Origin of the sequence: Actinoplanes sp. NPDC051494 (assembly GCF_044454705.1) — a bacterium.
Lineage (GTDB): Bacteria > Actinomycetota > Actinomycetes > Mycobacteriales > Micromonosporaceae > Actinoplanes.
In genome coordinates this window covers 845,047-864,048 of record NZ_JBITDZ010000002.1, presented here as the reverse complement: position 1 = coordinate 864,048, position 19,002 = coordinate 845,047, and the positions used below count along the sequence as shown (strand labels likewise).

The following is a 19,002-nucleotide window of genomic DNA, read 5'->3' as shown; positions in this document are numbered from 1 at the left end:
ACCGTGGCGATCATGACCGCTCAGACCACCCGCTGGGGCATCCTCGGCACCGGGGGCATCGCCAGCACGTTCGCGTCCGACCTTCCGCTCGTGCCCGGCGCCGAGCTCGCCGCGGTCGGCTCCCGCACCCAGGCGGCCGCCGACGCGTTCGCGAGCAAGCACGGCGCCGCCCGCGCCCATGGCTCCTGGGCCGACCTGGCCGCCGACCCGGACGTCGACGTGATCTACGTGGCCACGCCGCACGCGTCGCACCATGCCGCGAGCATGGTCTGCCTCGAGGGCGGCAAGGCGGTGCTCATCGAGAAGCCGATGACGCTCGACCTGGCGCAGTCGGCGCAGCTCGTGCAGGAGGCCCGCACCCGCGGGCTGTTCCTGATGGAGGCCATGTGGATGCGGCTCAACCCGGCCGTCCGCAGGATCCGTGACCTGATCGGTGACGGTGCGATCGGCGACGTGGTGACGTTGCACGCCGATTTCGGCCTCCAGGGCCCGTTCGAGCCGAGCCACCGGCTGCGCGACCCGGCCCAGGGCGGCGGCGCGCTGCTCGACCTCGGCGTCTACCCGCTGCACTTCGCCGACCTGATGCTGGGCAACCCGTCGACCGTGCACAGCTGGGCCCGGCTGACCCCGGAGCAGGTGGACGAGACCACGGGTGTGCTGCTCGGTTACGCCTCCGGCGCGGTGGCGGCCCTGACCTGCAGCATCGCCGGAGAGTCCCGCAACAACGCCACCATCACCGGCACCCTGGGCCGCATCGAGCTGCCGTCGGGCTTCTTCAACCCGCAGGAGTTCACGCTGGTCCGGGGCGGCAAGGCGGAGACGTTCGAGCTGCCGTACCCGGGTCGCGGCTACCAGTTCGAGGCGATCGAGGTGCAGCGCTGCATGGCCGAGGGCGAGCTGGAGAGCCCGCTCGTGCCGCACACCACCACGCTGGATCTGATGACGTTGCTGGACACCATCCGCGCCGAGATCGGCGTCGTGTACGGGGGTTGATGCAGCAACTTGTCTCATGCATACTTTCCCTATGCACAGCTGTCATGGTTCAAGTGCACCCCCGGTGCACGACGCCACGGTGCATTGGAAGGTGCAGGTCCACGGGACACGCGGTGGACGCGAGCCGTTCACCGCGTTCCTCGACTCGCTCGACCCGTACCGGCGGGCGGTGCTCGCGATGGCGATCCGCACCGTCCTGGCCCGCCAGGGTCACCACGTCTGCGGCACGGAGTGGGGCCGCGCACTCGGCCAGAACCTGTACGAATTCCGGGTCCGGCGGGAGCTGGCGACCATCTGCCACGAGGCCGGCATCGAAGCGCCCGACGTCCCCGGCGGCGGCAAGGTGCTGCTGCGGGTGTTCTTCGCGGTCTACGGGGACCGCATCGTGCTGCTGCTCGGCGGCTACGACAAGGGCGCCGACCCGTCCGACCGGCGCCAGCAGAAGGAGATCCGGCGGGCCCGGGCGCTGCTGACGGAACCCCGCCGACACGTTTGACACCGCCATGCGTCAAAACGCATAATCCCTGGCGGGAGGTGCCCCGTGACGGGTCGTTCGTTCGACGAGGTGATGCGCGGCTACCCCGCGGACGACGCCGGGGTGCACCGGGTGGCCGACGCCGCCAGGGTCCACTTCGAGGCCGCCTACGAGCGGGATTTCGGGCTCGGTGAGCGCATCGCGGGCCGCCGGGAGGAGCTGGGGCTGACCCAGGAACAGGTCGCCGAGCGGTCCGGCGTGCGGCAGTCGGACATCTCGCGGATCGAGCGCGGCCGGGCCAACCCCACGCGGGCGACGTTGGAGAAGATCGCTGCGGCGCTGGGCGCTCAGCTCACGCTCGTACCCATGGGCGCGGTCCCGATCGAGACCGCGACCATGGATGCCGACCCGGACGGTCAGCTGAAGAGCGGGCGCACGCAGAAGTAGACGACGCAGGAGATCGTCGCCGCCGCCGGGAACGTGGTGACCCAGGCGACGATGATGTTGCCGGCGACGTTCCAGCGGACCGCATTGAGGCGCTTGGTCGCGCCGACACCCATGATCGCCGAGGTGATCGTGTGGGTGGTCGAGATCGGCGCGTGCAGGACCAGGGCGTTGAAGAACAGGACCGAGGCGGCCACGATCTCCGCGGCGAAGCCCTCGGCCGGGCCCAGGTCGATGATCTTGCGACCCAGGGTCCGGATGATCCGCCACCCGCCGGCGTACGTGCCCGCCGCCAGCACCGCCGCCGAGGTCCAGAAGACCCACCACGGGATCTCCGTGGAGCTGCTCTGGAAACCACCGGTGTACAGCGCGAGGACGACGATGCCCATGGTCTTGGCGGCGTCCTGCATGCCGTGACCGACCGACATGAACGCCGCCGAGACGGTCTGGGCGACGCGGAAGCCGCGGTTGAGCTTGCCCGGGTTGCCCCGGCGGAACGACCACAGCAGCGCCAGCATCACGCCGAAGCCGAGCAGCAGGCCCACCACCGGCGAGGCCACCATGGGGATCAGCACCTTCTCGGTGATGGTGCCCCACTCGATCTTCGCGTCGGCGGCGAAGAGGGTGGCGCCCACCAGGCCGCCGAAGAGCGCGTGCGAGGAGCTGGACGGCAGCCCGAAATACCAGGTGATGAGGTTCCAGGCGATGGCGCCGCAGACCCCGGCGAAGACCACCCCGAGGCTGGGCACGCCGGTGGGCAGCTTGACCAGCCCGTCACCGACGGTCTTGGCCACCTCGGCACCGAAGTGGGCGCCGATGAAGTTGCCGACCGCCGCCATGGCGAGGGCGACCCGCGGCGTGAGCGCGCGGGTGCTGACGCTGGTGGCGATGGCGTTCGCCGCGTCGTGGAAGCCGTTGGTGTAATCGAACGCCATCGCGGCGATGATCACCGCCGTGACGGCATAGAATTCCGGGGACAAGGCCTAGGACTCCTTGACCGTGATGGTCTCGACCGTGTTGGCCACGTGCTCGAACGCGTCGCAGGCGGCCTCCAGCTCGTCGGCCACCTCCTTCATCTTCAGCACGGTGAGCGCGTCGTACTCCCCCGAGAAGAGACGCACGAGCAGCATCCGGTATGCCCGGTCGCCCTCGTTCTCGAGACGGTTGATCTCGATCCAGTACTCCTCGAGACCCTTCATCGACCGCAGCCTCGGCATCGAGTCCGCGGTGATCTTGGCCTGCTGGTCGAGCACGTTGACCAGCTCGTGCATCTCCCGGGGCAGCGACGGCAGCTCGGTCAGCCCGTACAGGTACAGCAGGTTCCCGACCGCCTCGAGGTGGTCCATGACGTCGTCGAGCTGCGAGCCCAGCGAGTAGATGTCCTCGCGGTCGAACGGCGTGATGAACGTCGAGTTGATCTTCTTGTAGAGCGTGTGGGTGATCTCGTCGCTGTCGTGCTCGACATCGGTCAGCCGATCGCTGACGGATTGTACGTCGACGCCCGGGAGCGCCAGCTCATTGAGCAGCTCGGTGCCGCGCACGAGGTTCTGGGCTGCCCGGCTGAACAGCTCGTAGAAGGCGCCCTCGGTGGGGCGGAAGGAGAACTTCACGGCGCGGACCTCGCTGAAGGGTGGGCGGATTCGAGGGAATGCTAGGAAACGCCTCTCCGGTTGCCGAGCCCGCCTACCCCCGCTCAACACCAGTTCAGTGTTCGTTCACCTCTCGTTAACCTTGAACGCTCACTTATCCGTACTTTTCAGACGGACTGGGCGAGATCCCGGCGCGGAGTCGGCGACGGACGGCGCGGTGCCGCGGGGGGCGACGCGGCCGGCACCCGGCGATGGCGGCGCAGATACCGGGCCAGCCCGGCCTGATCGGGGTCGGCGATCACATCGACCCCCGCCTCGATCAGCTCGTGCCAGATCGCCCGGCGGGCCGGCCGGCCGGCGGGTGGCAGACCACCGACCCGGACCGTACGGCCCTCCTCGTGCGCGCCGGCGACCAGGGCGTGCAACAGATGGCGCTCCTCGGCCGGGAACGGCTCGCGGCCGTCCCAGCCGAACCGGCGGGCCCACTGCTCGCTGATCATCGGCACCAGGGCGGGCGGGGCGCCGTAGTTGCCGATGTCGTCGAACGAGCCGTCCGCGAACGCGTAGCGGCGGGGCTGGCCGGCGAGCAGCTCCCGCACGTCGACGATGCCGGCCACCGCGACGGTGACCGCGCCGGACTCCAGCCGGCCGTCCAGGCACCGGCTCAACAACGCGGCATGGTCCCGCAGTTGCTGGTCCAGCATCCGGTAGGCCCGGAGCAGCGTCTCCGCGTCCCGGGTCGGCCCGGCGAACTCGACCACCAGCCGGAACGGCACCCGCTGGTCGCGCGTCAGCCGCCCGCCCCGGGACCGGACCCGGGCGAACAGCGGCGCCAGCACGAGCCGGCGCAGGGTGTGCCCGGGCCGCGGGTTGCCCGGCCCGAGGAACAGCTCGCCGTGCGGGCCGGGTCGCACCGGCACGGTCAGTCCGGCCAGGCCGTGGCGCAGCACGTCCGGCAGCGGGTCCTCGACCCGCTCGGAGACCACCGCGTGCCCGGCCGGCAGATAGGGACGGGGCCGGCGCACCGCCGCGACACCGGCGGTCACCGCGCCGGTGACCCCGGCGAGCCCGGCCAGACCGCCCAGCAGGGTCGCCATGTCCTCCGCCACCGTCGTCCCCCGTTTCGCATCTACTGCTACGCAAATGAGTTCAAAACGCCTATACCGTTCACCACTGTGTCACATGTGACACCGGTGGCCGGGCAATGTCGCGCAGAATTCCACCATGACGACAGTGGCCGTGGACGAGTTCGAAGCCGAGCGGTCGCACCTGCTCGCCGTCGCCTACCGCATGCTCGGCAGCCGCGCCGAGGCCGAGGACGCCGTCCAGGAGGCCTGGCTGCGCTACGACCGGACCCGGCAGCACGGCGACGAGATCCGCGACCTGCGCGGATGGCTCACCACCATCACCGGCCGGATCTGCCTCGACGTGCTCAAATCCGCCCGGGTGCGCCGCGAGGCCTACCCCGGCCCATGGCTGCCCGAGCCGGTCGTCTCCCGCCTGGACGACCCCGCCGAACAGGTCGAACTGCACCAGGAGGTCAGCCTCGCCCTGCTCGTCGTCCTCGAGAAACTCAGCCCCGAACAGCGCGTCGCGGTGGTCCTGCACGACGCGTTCGGCCTGCCGCTCGACGAGGTCGCGGGCGTGCTCGGCACCAGCGTGCCGACCGCGCGCCAGCACGCCTCCCGCGGCCGCCGGGCGATCGCCGAAGGGGAGGCCCGGCACACCGCCGACGTCGCCGAACAGCGCCGCGTGCTGCAGGCGTTCCTGGCCGCGGCCGCCTCCGGTGACCTGAAGGCGCTCGCGGCCGTGCTCGCCCCCGACGTGGTGGCGCTGCACGACGGCGGCGGCGTGGTCAGCGCGGGCCGCAAACCGGTGTACGGCGCGGACCGGGTCGCCCGGTTCTATGCCGGGATCCTCGCCCGGCGCGGCGACGCCGACGCCATCAAGGCCGAACAGGTGCTGGTCAACGGCGCCGCCGGCATGCTCATCACCGGACCCGGCCTGCTGGCGGTGCTCACCGCGACGGTCGCCGACGGCCGCGTCACCGCCCTGTACAACCAGCTCAACCCGGAGAAACTGACAAGAGCCATTTCCGGTACGCGGTAGCGAACGGTTCGGTGCCGTCCCCCAACGCCGTGAAGAGCATCGTGGCCGCGGCGCGAGCCTCGGTGACCACCTCGTCGGGATAGCCGAACCCGACCCGGTGCTCCTCGAACTCGTCCTCGTCGCGCAGCTCGATCAGGCCCGAGTCACGCCGGCGCGACACGTCCAGGTCGAGGTCGACGAGGCGCACGGTGTCACCCTCCCAGCGCGCGGGAGTGGTGATGTCGCAGTAGACCTCGCTGGTCCGCGGCTGCGGGTTGAACATCCCGGTCCACCACGCGTGGTGCGGGATCAGCAGCACGAACGGGATCCGCTCGACGGACGGCCGGCCGTGGTAGACCGACGGCGTGCCACGGGTCACACCTACCCAGACGCCCAGGTCGTCCTCGCTGAGACGCCGGGCGAGATAGTCCCGGTGAGCCGAGCCGTCATACTTGCTGTAGACGACCCTGACCGTCGCACTCGCCATGACTCCGACCCTACTGGTGCGACGCTTCTGTCGGGGGTCCCGGGTACGGTCTTGACCGTGACAGCCCCCGCCAAGTCCCGCCGCACGAAAGCCTCCGCCAAGGACCTGCTCTCCGCAGCGGTCGGCGCGGTCCCGGGCGGCTCCACCCGCCCCGGCCAGGAGCAGATGGCGGAGGCGATCGAGAAGGCCGTGAAAGAGCGCGAGCACCTGCTCGTGCAGGCCGGCACCGGCACCGGCAAGTCCCTCGCCTACCTGACCCCGGCGCTGCTGGTCGACGGTCCCGTCGTGGTCTCGACGGCCACCCTGGCGCTGCAGCACCAGCTGATCGAGCGCGACCTGCCCCGCCTCGCCGACGCGGTCGAACCGGTCCTCGGCCGACGCCCCACGTTCGCCGTGCTCAAGGGCCGCCACCACTACCTGTGCCTGGCCAAGCTCGACCACGCCGACGAGGAGGCCCCCACCGACACGCTGTTCGACGACGCGCCGCCCCGGGCCACCCAGTGGCTGGGCGAGGCCGGCCGGCTCGGCAAACAGATCCTGCGCGTGCAGGACTGGGCGGAGAAGACCAAGACCGGCGACCGCGACGAGCTCGACCCGGGCGTCGACGAGACCGCGTGGCGTCAGGTCTCCATGCCGGCCCGCGACTGCGTGGGCGCGGCCCGCTGCCCGTACGGTGCGGACTGTTTCGCCGAGGCCTCCCGGGTCCGGGCCCGCGAGGCGGACATCGTGGTCACCAACCACAGCCTGCTCGCCGTCGACATGCTCGCGGAACGCCACATCGTCCCGCCGCACAAACTCCTCATCGTCGACGAGGCCCACGAGCTGGCCGACCGCGTCTCCTCCGCCTCCCAGGCCGAGCTGACCCCCGAAGCGGTCGAACGGGCCGCCCGGCGCTCCCGCACCCTGCTCCCCCAGGACGTCGCCGAGTCCCTCGCCTCGGCGGCCGACTCGCTCACCGTCGGCCTCGCCGACATCCCGGCCGGCCGGCTCACCACCGGCCTGCCCCCGCACCTGCACGAAGCGGTCATGCTGATCGAGGCGGCCACCCGCAAGGGCCTGGAGACCATCGGCGACATCAAGGCCGACGACCCCGACCCGGTCCGCAAACAGCAGGCCAAAGCCACTCTCGACGACATCTCCACCACCGCCCAGCGCCTCCTCGAGGAAAACGACCACGACGTGGCCTGGATCGAGAAGAACGACCTCGGCAGCGGCCGCCGCGCGCTGGTCGTCGCCCCGCTCTCGGTGGCCGGCACGCTCGCCTCCCGGCTGTACGAAGACCGCACCGTGGTCGCGACCTCGGCCACCCTCACGCTCGGCGGCCGCTTCGACACGGTGGCCCGGGCCCTCGGTCTGCCCGCCGGAACCCCCGCCCAGGTCCCGTCCCCCCGCGGCCTCACCCCGGACGCCCCACCGGTCGCCGGCGACGGCTGGACCTCCATGGACGTCGGCTCACCCTTCGACTACCCCAAGCAGGGCATCCTGTACGTCGCGTCGCACCTGCCCCGCCCCGCCGCCTCCGGCCTCCCCGACAAGGCCGGGGAGGAACTCCTCCAGCTGGTCGAAGCGCTCGGGGGGCGCACCCTGGGGCTGTTCTCCTCCCGCAAGGCGGCCACCCAGGCGGCCGAGCTCGTCCGCAGCCGCACCGACCTCCCGGTGCTGCTCCAGGGTGAGGAAACCCTCCCGATCCTGGTCCGCAAGTTCAAGGAACAGAAGGAAAGCTGCCTGTTCGGCGTCATGTCCCTCTGGCAGGGCGTCGACGTCCCCGGCGACGCGTGCCAGCTGGTGGTGATCGACCGCCTCCCGTTCCCCCGCCCCGACGAACCCCTGGCTGCGGCCCGGGCCGCAGCGGTCGATGCCACCGGAGGCTCCGGCTTCGCCTCGGTGAGCGTCCCGATCGCGGCGATCCGCCTGGCCCAGGGCGTGGGCCGCCTGATCCGCTCCACCGGCGACAAGGGCGTGGTCGCGGTCCTCGACTCCCGCCTGGAAACCGCCCGGGGCTACGGCGCCTTCCTCCGCAAATCCCTGCCCCCGTTCTGGTACACCACCCGCCAGGAAGTAGCGATCGGCGCCCTCCAGCGCCTCGCCAAGAGCTGACCACCGGCACGTGACCGACGTCACTCCGCAGGAATCCCGGGTTGCGCGGCGCTGGTCAGGCTTCCCACGGCGCCGACAATGGCGTCCGCGCAATTACACGGCGCTTTATCGCGACTTGCTCGACCGCGCAATCGTGGGTAGCTTTTCCTCAGCATTGCATTAACCCCCTTCGACGCCAGCTGCTTGCAGCCAACCGGTGGCCAGTAATCGCTGGCACAACCGAGGGGGGTAAAGCGGTGCACAAAGAAAGAAGTAAGCCGGGCAGGTCGGCCAGTCGCCGGGAACCGGAGCGCGGGTGGCTGTCGCGGCAGCTTTCCACGCTTGAACAGGCACTACGTGTCCTGTTCATGGTGGCGCAGCTGGTGCACCTGCTCCACGAGGGCCCCCTGACGGGAGCCCTCGCCGAAGTACTGAACGCGATCAAGAGCTGACGGGCCTGAGATCGCTTCACCGGTCGGGGTCCGTTCACTGCGGGCCCCGACCGTTTATTCCGCCTCAAGTATGTCCAGCAACGTTCCGCATCGCAAGCACTTCGGCCGACTCGATGCAAGAATCTCTCACCGAAGTCGATACAACTCTTTCCGAAGTCCATTCACCGCAACTCTCACCGAAGAGCAATACCAACTCTTATCGCTTTACCCATTGAGCGGAACACCTTCGGTAAGGCGCAGCAACTCAGGAGACAGCTGGGTCGCCGCTGGCGGTTACCACTACGGCGTGGGGTGGGATCTCGGGGCGGCGGCGGGCCAGGCGGCGGATGCCGGTGTTCAGGACCGCGATCAGCGGGACCGCCACCAGGGCTCCGATGATGCCGGCCAGGACCACGCCCGAGGCGATGCCGATGATCACGACCAACGGGTGGATCGCTACCGCGCGGCCCATGATCAGGGGCTGCAGGATGTGACCCTCTACCTGCTGGACCAGGATCACCGCACCGAGCACGATCAGGGCCACGATCCAGCCCTGGTCGACGAGGGCGATCAGCACCGCCACCGCGCCCGAGACGCTCGCGCCGACGATGGGCACGAACGCGCCGAGGAAGACCAGGGCCGCGAGCGGGAACGGGAACGGGACGTCCAGGACCACCAGGGCCAGGCCGATGCCGGTCGCGTCGATGAACGCGACCAGGACCGTCGCCCGGACATAGGCGCCGAGCGTCGCCCACGAGGCGTCCCCGGCATCCGACAGGTTCCAGCGCACGTTGACCGGGAACAGGCGGACCAGGAAACGCCAGATCTTGCGGCCGTCACGTAGGAAGAAGAACGTCGCGAACAGGACCAGCAGCATGCCCGCCGCCAGCTCGAACAGGGTCGCCGCGGTGGCCACCCCGGTCGCGGTGAGCTGGGAGGTGTTGGCGTTCACCCAGGTCTGCGCGGAGTCGATCGCCTGGTTGACCTGCTCGTCGGAGAGGTGCAACGGACCGGTCCGGGCCCAGTCCTGGATCTGCCGGACACCCCGGCTCGCGTTGTCGGTCAGCTGCGGCAGACCGTCCACGAACTGGTTGATCACCAGGGTCAGCGTCCCGGCGACCCCGGCGAGACCGCCGATCAGCACCAGGAACGTCGCCAGCGACGGGGGCAGGCGGGCCTTCAGCAGCCACCCGACAGCGGGGGCCAGCAACGCTGAGAGCAGCATCGCGATGGCGAGCGGGATGACCACGATGCTGATGACGCTGATGAACCGCAGCAACACCCACCCGACCACCCCGACCACGATCAGCCGCCACGACCAGGCGGCCGAGATCCGCAGCGAATGTGGCACCTCGGCGTCGTCCCGGCTGGCCGTCGAAAGGTGCTCGAACTCCGGCGGGGCGGCGGGCAGTTCGTACGCGACCTCGGGCTCCTCGGCCGCGAGTTCCGCGGCCCGGGCCGTCCGCACCGATTCCCGGCCCGCGTTGTAGGCCCTGCGCAGGTTCGCCCGGACCCGTTGCAAGCGGCTCAACCCGAAGACCCCCTCGCCGTAGTCACCCTGCCCATGGTGGGCAAGCCCTCAGCCACCGTAGTCGAGTCCGGCACACGTGCACGTCAGGCGCGGGCGTACCGTCCTAGCCGTGAGCACCGACACCCAGACCGAGGCCGGACTCCCGATCCGCATGCTGCACGACCGGGTCCTCGTCCGCCTCGACGGCAGCGAAGGCGAACGCCGCTCCAGCGCCGGGATCCTCATCCCCGCCACCGCGTCCATGGGCCGACGATTGTCCTGGGCCAAGGCCGTCGGCGTGGGCCCGAACGTCCGCTCCATCGTCGTCGGCGACCGGGTCCTCTTCGATCCCGAGGAACGCTCCGAGGTGGAGTTGCACGGTCAGGCCTACGTCCTGCTCCGCGAGCGGGACGTGCACGCGGTGGCGGCCAGCCGGGTGGAACCGGACGGCACCGGCCTCTACCTCTGAGCCCTCACCAGGGCGACTCGCCGCCGGCCTGGCCCTCGGTCTGGCCATCGGTCTGGCCCTCGGGCCGGCCGCTGGTCCGGTTACCGGTCTGGTTACCGGGAGACGCCGTCCCATGCCCGGCCTGCTGATCCGGCTGCGGGCCCGGAACCTGACCACCCGACTGCCCATGAGCGGGCTGACCCTGCGGCTGACCGTAGGCAGGCTGCCCCTGCGCTTGACCATAGGCAGGCTGACCGTAGGACGGCTGCACCTGCGCCTGACCGTAGCCAGGCTGACCGTAGCCAGGCTGACCGTAGGACTGCTGGCCATAAAAAGGCGGGCCATAGGAGGGCGGGCCGTAGGAAGGCGGGCCGTAGGAAGGCGGGCCGTAAGACGTCTGACCGTGGGCATTTTGACCGTTGGAAGGCTGCCCCGGCGGCTGGGCGTAGGACGGCTGACCGTAAACCTGCTGACCGTGGGGGGGCTGGGCGTAGGACTGGCCGTAGGGCGGCTGACCAGGACCGTAGGCGGGTTGCTGACCATACGGTGACGCGTAGCCGGGCTGCTGGCCGTAGGGCGTCGGGTAGCCCGGTTGCTGACCGTGAGCCGCGTACGCGGGCTGTTGGGCGTAGGTGGGGCCGTACCCCGCGTACACGGGGATCTGGGGTGGCAGGCGGACCGGGAGGGGCACGACCGGCTCGAGGGGCGCTCCTACCGTGCGGGTCACGCCGTCCGGGAAGGCTATCTGGTAAGCGTTGCCGTCCCAGAATGCTCGCGGCGCCTGGGGGTCGCGGCCGACGAAGATCGCGCGGAAGCCGGAGATGTCCGCGAGCAGTTTGCGTTCCTCCTCCTGGGCTCGGAGCAGGTCCTGCGGGTCGCTCCGGAGCCCGCGCTGCATCCCGTCCCGCAGCAGGGCGAGCTGGGTGGAGGCAAGCTGGAAGCCGCGCATGGCCCGCAGGCCGCTCTCGCCCGCGACCCGTTTTGCCCATTGCCGGGCCGAGTTGCGGCGGCCGAGGCTGCCGAGCGTGGCCACCTCGGGTGGGGACAGCCAGCCGGCCCGGACGTAGTGCGGGAGGATCCGCTCGCTCAGCCGGCCTTCGTATCCTCGGAGCGCGATGGCGAACCCGACCGCCGCGAAGAAGAAGGGGACCATGAAACCGAGGTACCCGTACAGCATGATGATGGTCTGGCCCGTCGCCGCCGAGATGGTCGGCAGCAGGTTGAACGTGCCGTGCAGGATCATCGCGAGCAGCAGGCCGGCGAGCGGGGCGAGCCAGCGGACCCAGCGGGCGGCCGAGCGCGACGCGAGGCCCAGGCCGATGCCGGTCATCGCGGTGAACAGCGGGTGGGCGAAGCCGGTGAAGACGATGCGGACGATGAAAATCAGGAAGACGTTCTGCACGCCGGTCGCCGGTCCGTACTGGTCGGCGCCCGCGGCGTAGCCGTGACCGCCGAGGTAGAGCACATTTTCCACCATGGCGAAGCCGAGCGCGGAGAGCCCGCAGTAGACGATGCCGTCGGTGATCCCGGACCATTCCTTGCGGCGGCGCCAGAACAGCAGGACCGGGCCGAGCGCCTTCATCGACTCCTCGATGAAGGGGGCCACGAGCACCGCGACCAGCGCCTCGGGCAGGCCCCAGCTGTCGAAAAGCTTGGCGGTGCCGGTGTTGACGCCGATCGCCACCAGGGTCGCGACCACCGCACCCCAGGCGAAACTGAACGCAAGGTAGCGGAACGGCTCGGGCTCGTAGCGGTCGAGCCACAGGAACGCGCTGGCCAGCAGCGGCACCGGCAGGATCGCCGCGGTCAGGCCGATGACCAGGCCGGTCGGGCCGTTGCTCGAGCCCAGAATGATCAGCATCGCGATCGAGCACGCCGCGAAGAAGACGATGATCCCGGTCAGCGGCAACCAGCGCCGCCATCCGGCCCGGCGGCCGGTCGTGACCGGAAGAGCAGACCCGGATTCCATCGGTACGACGTGAGCGCCGCCGACCGTGGCGAACCCCAACGAAGCGAGCCCCTCGGAACCCGCGCCGGACGCCGCACCACCAAGGCCGGCCGATGCCGGGGCGGGCTGGTCGGCGGGCGTCCCGGAGGTCGGATGCTGTTCCGGGGCGGGCGCGCTGCCCGGCGCTACGTCGGCCATGCCGTCAGCGTAGCCACCCGGCGGCACCCAGGTAGGTCCCCGCCGGTCTCCCTGCCGCCAAACGGATCTTCATCGGAATAAAGCCGACAAAACAACCAATCAGACCGAGTTCGACCCGGATGCGTCGCGCGGCTCGACCCGTCCGACCGCCGGCGGCGTCGGAGAAGCGGGCGCGTTGGTGGGTTGGGTGGGGCGGTCTTTGCGGCGGGTGGTGCGGGGGCGGTTGTGGTGGCCTACCGCCCGGCGGACCAGGCGGGGGGCCTCGGCGTAGTTGATGCCGGTCGCCCGGAGGAGGTCGGAGACCGTGGTGCGGACCTGGGCGACCACCACACCGCCGGAGAAACCTACGCCCTCGGAGTAGGCCCGGCCGGATTCGGCCGCGGCTCGGAGCGCTCGCTCCCGGGTCGCCTCGGGTTCGGTGCCCCGGGACCATTCTTCGCGGAGGAGTTCGATCGCGTCGCCCAGGAAAGATACCGAGGTCGGGAGGCAGTCCGGGATGGTCTCGTTGTCGTCCAGGGCGGTGATGACCCGGCGGGTGAGGACCCGGACGTTGCGCAGTGCGTGGGTCAGGTGGGGTGCGCCTTCCACATACTGGGCGAGCGCTCCTCGGGAACGCCAGCGGGCCGGGGCGAAGGCGATGTTCTCGCTGGCCGCTGTCACCGCCGCGGCGAAGGCGGTGAAGGCTCCCTCGGCTGTTCGGAGTTGTTCCAGGGCCGCTCGGACCCGGTCGTTGTCGTCGGATCTCATGCCGGTGGCGACCGCGTGCAGGCCCTCGGTCATCGCCGCGAGGGCCGGGTCGGCGGCTCGGCGGACCACGGTCAGGGGGTTGAGTGGCAGCAGGACCGTCATGACGACCAGGCCGACCGCGCCGCCGACCAGGGCGTCGAAGAAGCGGGTGTAGGGCAGGTTGGCGCCCGAGGTCAGGGTGGCGACCAGGATCGCCGAGGAGGCGGACTGCACCACGAGCGGGGTGCCGCCGCCGACCGCCGCCGCGACGGTGACGGCGAGGATCACGACCAGGCCGATCTGCCAGGGGCCGGCGCCGATGAGCAGGATGATCCCGTCGCCGATGGCGATGCCGATGGCCACGCCGACGACGAGTTCGATGGTGCGCCGGGCGCGCTGCCCGACCGAGGAGGCCAGGGTGATCACCGCGGCGATCGGGGCGAAGAACGGGCTGGGGCGGCCGATCAGGTCGTGGGCGATGTACCAGGCGATACCGGCCGCGACCCCGGCCTGGACGGCGAGGGCGAAGCCGCCGCGCGCCCGGGCCCAGCCGGCCCGGATGCCGGTACGGGAGCGGCCGTGCAGGTCGGTGAGCACCGCGGGCAAACCACTCTGCGACCCGGCGTCCGTCATGCTTCAGAACCCTAATCGCAGGGCGCGGCGGACCGGCGGCGCCCGCGGGAGAACAATGGTGTCCGTGACATCACTTCTCGACCGGTGGGTCGATGCCGTGCGTGGGGCCGGGGCGACCGCCGAGGAGCAGGATCTGGCCGCGGCCGGCGCCTATCTGCTGGGGCGCTGGTCCGAGCCACAGCGGCAGTATCACGACGTGCACCATCTGAGCGCGGTGCTCGACGTCGTGGACGAGCATGCCGGTCTGGTGCCCCATCCGGACCGGGTGCGGCTGGCCGCGTGGATGCATGACGCGATCTACGATCCGCGGGCGCTCGGGGACGCGAACGAGCGGGACAGCGCCGAGTTCGCCGAGGGGCTGCTGACGACCGTGGGCATGCCGGCCGAGGTGTCCGCGGAGGTGGCCCGCCTCGTGGGGCTGACCGCGGGGCACGCGACCGGCGACGACGATCCGGACGGCGAGCTGCTCTGCGACGCCGACCTGGCGATCCTGGCCACGGACCACGAGCGGTACACGGCGTACACCGCGGCGATCCGGCGGGAGTACGCGCACATCTCGGACGACACGTTCCGGGCGGCGCGGGCCCAGGTGCTGGTCTCGTTGCTGGAGCTGCCGGCGATCTACCGCCATGCGCCGTTGCGGGAGCGGTGGGAGGCCACCGCCCGGCGGAACATGGAGGCCGAACTCAGGGTGCTGGCCGCCGGTTGAGGTGTTTGGGGCGGCGCAGGCCGGCCGCCCGGAGCCGGGCGGCGATGTCACGGGACGCCACGAGCTGGGCGCCCTGCGACAGCGCCGCCGGGAACAGCGACTCCGGGATGTCGTAGTGGTCGCGGTCGAACCCGCGGCGGGGCACGCCCAGCATCGCGGCGAAGACGTGCAGTTCGTCGTACGAGACGTCGCTGACCAGGTGTGACCAGAGCCGGCCGCGGCCCGGCCAGCGCGGCTCGTCGACCAGGATCAAAGGTCGGCTTCGAGCAGGTCCACGCCCCGGTCGGCGGCGTAGCCCCGGACGTCCTGCACGCCGAGGCGGGCGGCGTCGGCGGTGAGGTCGTCGGGCATCTTCTGGGACTGGCGTTCGGCCTCGACCCGGGCCAGGTAGTGCTCGACCTCGCGGTCGCGGACGGCTTCGTCCCAGCCCAGCGCGTCGCCCATGATGGCGGCGGCGTGCCGGGCGGTCTCGGCGCCGCGGTGGGCGGTCTCGAACGAGATCCGGGTCCGCCGGGTGAGCACGTCGTCGAGGTGCAGGGCACCCTCGGCGGTCGCCGCGTACGCCACCTCGGCGGCCAGGTACTCCGGGGCACCGGCGAGCGGGGCGGCCAGCGCGGGATCCGCGGCGATCATGGCGAGCAGGTGGGTGGTGAGCGTGCCGTACCGCTCGAGAAGGTGTTCGATGACGCCCGCGGTGATGCCGTGGCGCCGGGCCGCGTCCTGCCGGTCGCGCCAGGCGGAGGCGTAGCCGTCGGCGCCGAGCAGGGGCAGCTGGTCGGTGCGCGACGGCCGGGTCACGCCGAGCCGGCGGGCGGCCACGTCGATCACGTCGGCGGCCATCACCCGGTAGGTCGTGTACTTGCCGCCGGCCACGAGCAGCAGGCCCAGCATCGGCTCGACCACGGCGTGCTCGCGGGAGAGCTTCGAGGTGGAGTCGGCCTCGCCGGAGAGCAGCGGCCGCAGCCCGGCGTAGACGCCTTCGATGTCGTCGGTGGTCAGCGGGCGTTCGAGGATCGTGTTGACCTGGTCGAGGAGGTACGTGATGTCGCGGGCGGACGCGGCCGGGTGCGAGCGGTCGAGTTCCCAGTCGGTGTCGGTGGTGCCGATGATCCAGTGCCCGCCCCACGGGATGACGAACAGCACCGAGGTCGGGGTGCGCAGGATCAGCCCGGCGTCACCGGTGATGGCCGAGCGGGGCACCACGAGGTGGACGCCCTTGGACGCGCGGACCCGCAGGCCCTGTTTGACGCCGACGTCGCTGAGCATGCGGCCCATGTCGTCGCTCCACACGCCGGTGGCGGCGACGACCTGCCGGGCGCGTACCTCGAACTCGGGCTCGTCGGGTGATTCCAGGTCGCGAACCTTGACGCCGACGACCTGGCGGGCCTCGCGGACGAAGCCGGTGACCCGGGCGCTGGTGACCACGGCCGCGCCGAGGCTGGCGGCGGTGCGGCCGAGGGTGACCACGAGGCGGGCGTCGTCGACCTGGCCGTCGTAGTAGCGGATCGAGCCGGTCACCTTGTCGGCGCGCAGGCTCGGGAACAGCTGGCGGGTGCCGTCGCGGCTGAGGTGCTTGTGCAGCGGCATGCCGCGGCCGGAGCCGAAGACGCCGGCGAACACGTCGTACGCCGCGACGCCGAGCCCGTAGTAGAACCGGTGCCAGACCCGGGCGGGCGGCGAGGCGGTCTCCAGCGGCACCAGCAGCGGCACGGGTCGCACCAGGTGCGGTGCGAGGCGGCTGGTGAGCAGCCCGCGCTCGGTGAGCGCCTCGTGCACCAGGTGCAGCTCGAGCTGCTCGAGGTAGCGCAGGCCGCCGTGGATGAGTTTGCTGGACCGGCTGGACGTGCCGGCGGCCAGGTCGCGGGCCTCGACGAGGGCGACCTTCAGGCCACGGGACGCGGCGTCCAGGGCAGCGCCGGCGCCGGTGACACCGCCGCCGATGACGAGCACGTCGAACTGCTCGTCGCGCAGGCGGCGCAGGTCGGCGACGCGTCGTACCGGTGAGAGCCGTCCGGCGGAGTACCGGGAATCCGAGGGAGAACGCACGTCCCCACCGTAGCGCCGTGATGCCGTGCGCCGTATCAGTGCCGGACCCGATGCAGCATCTCGTCGACGGAACCGGCCGGATCGGGCACCGGGAACTGGACGCTCCGGACGATCGCACCCGCGTCGACGAGCAGGGTGAGGCGCTTGAACCGGTCGGTGCCGCCGGCCCGGAACGTGGGCAGCCGCAGGCTCGCGGCGAGTCTGCCGTCCTGGTCCGAGACCAGCGGGAACGGCAGGTTCGCGTGTTCCGCGAACGCGGCCTGCTGGTCGGGGCGCTGCGAGCTCACCCCGGTGATGTGTACGCCCAGTGCGGCGAATTCCGCGGCCCGGGTCGCGTACGTACGGGCTTCGAGCGTGCACCCCGCCGTGCCCGGGATGTCGCCCCATCCGGGTGGGTACGCCTGCGCGCCGGGTGCGAAGGCCCCGGGGAAGAAGAAGAGGACGGTCGGCCCGTCGACGGTGATCGGCACCCGATGCCCGACGAGGTCGTGGACGCGGCGGATCTCCTCGGAGCCCGGGGCCGCGGTGAGCGAGCCGTCGCCCATGACGTGCCGGGTACCCCGGTCCTGGAGCGCGATCAGCACCGGCAGCAGGCCCTCGCCCTTGGCGGTGAGCAGGTAGTCGTAGCGCGGCGGGCGGTCGGAATACGCGGCGCGGCGCAGGACCCCGTGCTCGACGAGGCTGCTCAGCCGCTCGGTGAGCGCGCGCCGGCTCATGATTGGAACTCACTCGAGGCGGTCATGGTGAGCGTTTTCTGGCGGTGGTGGCTGGCCGGGACCAGCAGCGAGCTGGGCTCGGCGGTCGGGGGTGTCGCGCTCCCGCTGACGGCGCTCGCACTCGGCACCGGACGCAGCTTGCTGATCCTCGGTGTGGTCGAGGTCGCCGGCTCCTTCCTCATTCCGGCCGGCACCGGCCGGGCGGCCTACGCGGCCTTCACCGCCGGGGTTCTGCTGTTCGCCGGCGGGAGCGTGGTGGGCAGCGTGACCACCCGGACGTACCGGCAGGTCGAGCCCGCCGGAGCTGCTGGCCCGGGTGATGGCGACGGTCCGGTTCGTCTCCTGGGGTGCCATCCCGGTCGGCGGCCTGGTCGCCGGCGCGCTGGCCGGGCCGCTCGGCGCCCGGGCCGCGCTGCTGATCGTGGCGGTGGTCTCGGTCGCCGGGCCCCTGGTCCTGTGGTTCTCCCCCGTCCGCACCGAAAGGGATCTGGCAGCTGTTGGGTAGGTTCGCTGCGTGGACGACGAGTTCTGGATCTCCGAGCTGACCGACGACGACGTGCCGGCGGTCGTCGCCCTGTGCGGTGTCGCGCTCGACCTGCCCGAGGACGCGGCCGAGGCGGCGGAGATCGTGCTGCGGCTGCGCGAGACCACCGGCACGGAGGGCTGGTCCCGGACGCCCCGCCGGCTGACCGGGTTCGTCGCGGTGCGCCCGGGCAACGAGGTGATCGGCGTGGTCCTCGGCTCGGTGTCGCACCGGGACCCCTCGATCGGGCACGTCGACCTGATCGCGGTCGACCCGCGGGAGCGCCGCCGCGGGGTGGGCCGGGCGCTGCTGGCCCGGGTCGAGGGCGCGCTGGCCGGGCTCGGCGCCGGCGACGTGGTGCTGGCCGGCAACGCGCCCTACTATGCGTGGCCGGGCATCGACGTGCGATACACCCCGGCGGTCTGCGCGGCGATGGCGCTGGGCTTCGAGCAGGACCAGCAGCCGGCCTGGAACATGACGGTCCAGCTGACGGAGACCCCGGAACCGCAGATCGCGCCGGGGGTCACCGTACGCCGGGCCGCGCTCGACGACGTACCGATGCTGATCGCCTTCGCCCTGGCGAACTTCGGCGAGGGCTGGGCCGGCGAGATCGCGCATTCGGTCGGCCGGGCCCGCGCCGGATGCCACGTCGCGTTCGACAAGGACGGCGCCATGCTGGGCTTCGCCGCGTACGGCAGCTCCCGGCCGAGCTGGTTCGGCCCGATGGGCACCGACCCGGCGGCCCGCGGGCTCGGCATCGGCAACCTGCTGCTGCACCGTTGCCTCGCCGATCAGCGGGCCGAGGGCCACGACCGGGTGCAGATCGGCTGGGTGGGCCCGTTGCCGTTCTACGCGAAGGCGGTCGGCGCCCGGGTCGAGCGGGTCTTCCTGCAATACCGCAAACAGCTCTGAGCCGGCGCCTCGGCTGCACCTGAACGGCACTTCCCGGTCCCTAGCTTCAG

General features: G+C 71.4%; 19 protein-coding genes. 9 read left to right on the top strand and 10 right to left on the bottom strand.

The features are described from left to right. Positions 1 to 12: 12 nt before the first annotated feature. From ACIA6A_RS10550 to ACIA6A_RS10540, 3 genes are all read left to right on the top strand, one after another. Complete coding sequence (locus ACIA6A_RS10550) at positions 13 to 993, top strand: Gfo/Idh/MocA family protein (RefSeq protein WP_396097246.1); 981 nt, start codon at positions 13 to 15, stop codon at positions 991 to 993. 64 nt (positions 994 to 1,057) lie between these two features. Next, positions 1,058 to 1,489: a hypothetical protein gene (locus ACIA6A_RS10545; RefSeq protein WP_396097245.1), complete on the top strand. Its 432-nt coding sequence runs from the start codon at positions 1,058 to 1,060 to the stop codon at positions 1,487 to 1,489. A 45-nt stretch (positions 1,490 to 1,534) separates the two neighbouring features. Beyond that, a complete protein-coding gene (locus ACIA6A_RS10540) occupies positions 1,535 to 1,915 on the top strand; it encodes a helix-turn-helix domain-containing protein (protein ID WP_396097243.1) in 381 nt (126 codons plus the stop codon). Here ACIA6A_RS10540 and ACIA6A_RS10535 read toward each other — a convergent pair. The 3 genes from ACIA6A_RS10535 to ACIA6A_RS10525 form a co-directional block, all read right to left on the bottom strand. Beyond that, positions 1,885 to 2,892: an anion permease gene (locus tag ACIA6A_RS10535; protein ID WP_396097242.1), complete on the bottom strand. Its 1,008-nt coding sequence runs from the start codon at positions 2,890 to 2,892 to the stop codon at positions 1,885 to 1,887. The genes ACIA6A_RS10540 and ACIA6A_RS10535 overlap by 31 nt on opposite strands. A 3-nt stretch (positions 2,893 to 2,895) precedes the next feature. After that, complete coding sequence (locus tag ACIA6A_RS10530) at positions 2,896 to 3,522, bottom strand: DUF47 domain-containing protein (RefSeq protein WP_396097241.1); 627 nt, start codon at positions 3,520 to 3,522, stop codon at positions 2,896 to 2,898. Positions 3,523 to 3,668: 146 nt separating this feature from the next. After that, positions 3,669 to 4,598 (bottom strand): hypothetical protein, encoded by a 930-nt coding sequence (locus tag ACIA6A_RS10525; RefSeq protein WP_396097240.1) that lies wholly within the window; start codon positions 4,596 to 4,598, stop codon positions 3,669 to 3,671. A gap of 127 nt (positions 4,599 to 4,725) precedes the next feature. Between ACIA6A_RS10525 and sigJ the strand changes: the two genes are divergently transcribed. Continuing rightward, positions 4,726 to 5,610: an RNA polymerase sigma factor SigJ gene (gene sigJ, locus ACIA6A_RS10520; RefSeq protein ID WP_396097239.1), complete on the top strand. Its 885-nt coding sequence runs from the start codon at positions 4,726 to 4,728 to the stop codon at positions 5,608 to 5,610. On the opposite strand, the gene ACIA6A_RS10515 is transcribed toward sigJ, so the two are convergent. Further along, positions 5,567 to 6,076, bottom strand: a complete 510-nt coding sequence (locus ACIA6A_RS10515) for a DUF402 domain-containing protein (RefSeq protein ID WP_396097237.1) — start codon at positions 6,074 to 6,076, stop codon at positions 5,567 to 5,569. The two genes, sigJ and ACIA6A_RS10515, sit on opposite strands and share 44 nt — an antisense overlap. Positions 6,077 to 6,241: 165 nt before the next feature. Between ACIA6A_RS10515 and ACIA6A_RS10510 the strand changes: the two genes are divergently transcribed. Continuing rightward, positions 6,242 to 8,173: an ATP-dependent DNA helicase gene (locus ACIA6A_RS10510; protein WP_396097630.1), complete on the top strand. Its 1,932-nt coding sequence runs from the start codon at positions 6,242 to 6,244 to the stop codon at positions 8,171 to 8,173. 675 nt (positions 8,174 to 8,848) lie between these two features. On the opposite strand, the gene ACIA6A_RS10505 is transcribed toward ACIA6A_RS10510, so the two are convergent. After that, positions 8,849 to 10,105, bottom strand: a complete 1,257-nt coding sequence (locus tag ACIA6A_RS10505) for an AI-2E family transporter (protein WP_396097629.1) — start codon at positions 10,103 to 10,105, stop codon at positions 8,849 to 8,851. Between the two features lie 160 nt (positions 10,106 to 10,265). Between ACIA6A_RS10505 and ACIA6A_RS10500 the strand changes: the two genes are divergently transcribed. After that, positions 10,266 to 10,562, top strand: a complete 297-nt coding sequence (locus ACIA6A_RS10500; RefSeq protein ID WP_396097628.1) for a GroES family chaperonin — start codon at positions 10,266 to 10,268, stop codon at positions 10,560 to 10,562. Between the two features lie 4 nt (positions 10,563 to 10,566). Here the strand turns inward: ACIA6A_RS10500 and ACIA6A_RS10495 are convergent, their stop codons facing one another. Further along, a complete protein-coding gene (locus ACIA6A_RS10495; RefSeq protein WP_396097236.1) occupies positions 10,567 to 12,687 on the bottom strand; it encodes a PrsW family glutamic-type intramembrane protease in 2,121 nt (706 codons plus the stop codon). A gap of 99 nt (positions 12,688 to 12,786) precedes the next feature. Then, complete coding sequence (locus ACIA6A_RS10490) at positions 12,787 to 14,046, bottom strand: aromatic acid exporter family protein (RefSeq protein ID WP_396097235.1); 1,260 nt, start codon at positions 14,044 to 14,046, stop codon at positions 12,787 to 12,789. A gap of 64 nt (positions 14,047 to 14,110) precedes the next feature. On the opposite strand from ACIA6A_RS10490, the gene ACIA6A_RS10485 reads away from it, so the two are divergent. Beyond that, positions 14,111 to 14,755, top strand: a complete 645-nt coding sequence (locus ACIA6A_RS10485) for a metal-dependent phosphohydrolase (RefSeq protein WP_396097233.1) — start codon at positions 14,111 to 14,113, stop codon at positions 14,753 to 14,755. Here ACIA6A_RS10485 and ACIA6A_RS10480 read toward each other — a convergent pair. From ACIA6A_RS10480 to ACIA6A_RS10470, 3 genes are read right to left on the bottom strand one after another with little or no spacing between them, the layout of a single operon-like run. Then, complete coding sequence (locus ACIA6A_RS10480; protein ID WP_396097232.1) at positions 14,733 to 15,008, bottom strand: DUF4031 domain-containing protein; 276 nt, start codon at positions 15,006 to 15,008, stop codon at positions 14,733 to 14,735. The genes ACIA6A_RS10485 and ACIA6A_RS10480 overlap by 23 nt on opposite strands. Continuing rightward, complete coding sequence (locus tag ACIA6A_RS10475) at positions 15,005 to 16,801, bottom strand: glycerol-3-phosphate dehydrogenase/oxidase (protein WP_396097231.1); 1,797 nt, start codon at positions 16,799 to 16,801, stop codon at positions 15,005 to 15,007. Before ACIA6A_RS10475 ends, ACIA6A_RS10480 begins: the two co-directional genes overlap by 4 nt. A gap of 35 nt (positions 16,802 to 16,836) precedes the next feature. Next, complete coding sequence (locus ACIA6A_RS10470; RefSeq protein WP_396097230.1) at positions 16,837 to 17,517, bottom strand: redoxin domain-containing protein; 681 nt, start codon at positions 17,515 to 17,517, stop codon at positions 16,837 to 16,839. A 316-nt stretch (positions 17,518 to 17,833) separates the two neighbouring features. On the opposite strand from ACIA6A_RS10470, the gene ACIA6A_RS10465 reads away from it, so the two are divergent. Together ACIA6A_RS10465 and ACIA6A_RS10460 are read left to right on the top strand one after the other, a co-directional pair. After that, on the top strand, positions 17,834 to 18,022 hold the full coding sequence (locus tag ACIA6A_RS10465; RefSeq protein ID WP_396097229.1) for a hypothetical protein: 189 nt from the start codon (positions 17,834 to 17,836) through the stop codon (positions 18,020 to 18,022). A 9-nt stretch (positions 18,023 to 18,031) separates the two neighbouring features. Next, entirely contained in the window at positions 18,032 to 18,952 is a 921-nt protein-coding gene (locus ACIA6A_RS10460; protein WP_396097228.1) for a GNAT family N-acetyltransferase, read from the top strand. Positions 18,953 to 19,002 lie beyond the last annotated feature (50 nt).